General features: G+C 64.2%; 1 protein-coding gene. It reads left to right on the top strand.

Features of this window, described 5'->3' with window-relative positions; translation table 11 throughout:
• Positions 1–523: TrmB family transcriptional regulator sugar-binding domain-containing protein (locus tag EXE44_RS17440; protein WP_274595385.1), on the top strand; the 523-nt coding region annotated here is incomplete at its 5' end.
• Positions 524–551: the final 28 nt, after the last annotated feature.

Here is a 551-nt window from a genome sequence, read left to right as displayed (position 1 = left end):
GTTCGTCGCGTCGGTCGACCGACAGAGCGCCTGCTTTTCCCACCACCCGGACGCGGTCAACCAGTACGGCGTCCTCGTCAACGATGAGGAGTACACCTTCGTCTTCCACTGGTTCTTTATGACGTGTCTATGGGCGCACGGAACGCCGATATATTCCGAGCGGCAGGAGACCCTGCCGATCGAGTACGTCGATATCCGGCAGTTCATACGCGAGGCACGACCGCTGTTCGAGTCCGAGGCGACGGTGACGGTCCGGGTCGAAGGGACCAATCTCGCCACCGGCGAACCGCGGACGGTCACGGGCACCGTCGAGGGCGTCCAGTCCGTCGTGGGGGGTGAAGAATCGGATCCGCAGATCGCCGGACAGGTGACGCTGATCGTCGATACCGGTCACGAACGGGTCCGTATCGGCGGATGGAACGCCGTGGTCGAAGACGTGGAGGCGACGCGGATCGTCGTTACCGACGTCGCGGACGTCGATAGCTATCCGTCGTTGCGCGCGGGGACGGAACCCGCCGAGTGATCACGAACCACGAGCGTTCCGCGGACCC

Source organism: Halorubrum sp. SS7 (assembly GCF_005435055.1).
GTDB classification, from domain to species: domain Archaea; phylum Halobacteriota; class Halobacteria; order Halobacteriales; family Haloferacaceae; genus Halorubrum; species Halorubrum salinarum.
This window is presented reverse-complemented; position numbering and strand designations above follow the sequence as displayed.